The following is an 863-nucleotide window of genomic DNA, read 5'->3' as shown; positions in this document are numbered from 1 at the left end:
AGCAGACGGCCCTCGGACAGCACGATCACCGAGTGGCCGTCGGTGAAGCGCCACTCGTGTACCTGCGGCTTGATCTCGATTTTGCGGACGCCCGGAACCCGTTCCAGGCCGGCCATGTCGATCTCGTCGTCGAAGTGCCCGATGTTGCCGACGATCGCCTTGTCTTTCATCTTGGTGATGTCGGCCGCGGTGATGATGTCGGTGCCACCGGTGGTGGTGATGAAGATGTCGGCCTGGTCGATCACGTCGTCGAGGCGGACGACCTGCAGGCCGTCCATCGAGGCCTGCAGCGCGCAGATCGGGTCGATCTCGGTGACGACCACGCGGGCGCCCTGGCCGCGCAGCGACTCCGCGGCGCCTTTACCGACGTCGCCGTAGCCGCAGACCACGACCAGCTTGCCGCCCAGCATCACGTCGGTGGCCCGGTTCAGGCCGTCGACCAGCGAGTGGCGGATGCCGTACTTGTTGTCGAACTTGCTCTTGGTGACCGCGTCGTTCACGTTGATCGCCGGGAAGAGCAGGCTCTGCTCCTTGGCGAGCCGGTAGAGACGGGCCACCCCGGTGGTCGTCTCCTCGGTGACGCCGCGGATGTCGGCGGCGAGCCGGGTGAAACGCTGCGGGTCGCTCGCGAGGCTGGCCCGCAACGTCGCCAGGATGACCTGGTACTCGTGGCTGTCGTTCTCGCTCGGCTGCGGTACCGCGCCGGCCGCCTCGAACTCGACGCCCTTGTGCACCAGCAGGGTGGCGTCACCGCCGTCGTCCAGGATCATGTTCGGGCCCTGGCCGTTGCCGAAGTCGAACAGCTGGGTGGTGGCCCACCAGTACTCTTCGAGGGACTCACCCTTCCAGGCGAAAACCGGCAC

1 protein-coding gene is annotated in these 863 nt (G+C 66.9%); it reads right to left on the bottom strand.

The annotated features are described in order from the left end of the window. Positions 1-863: adenosylhomocysteinase (locus tag HH310_RS43000; RefSeq protein ID WP_169181552.1), on the bottom strand; the 863-nt coding region annotated here is incomplete at both ends.

Source organism: Actinoplanes sp. TBRC 11911 (assembly GCF_012933445.1).
In the GTDB taxonomy this organism is placed as follows: Bacteria; Actinomycetota; Actinomycetes; order Mycobacteriales; family Micromonosporaceae; genus Actinoplanes.
The sequence above is the reverse complement of the archived record's forward strand: the minus strand, read 5'-3'. Positions and strand labels throughout refer to the sequence as shown.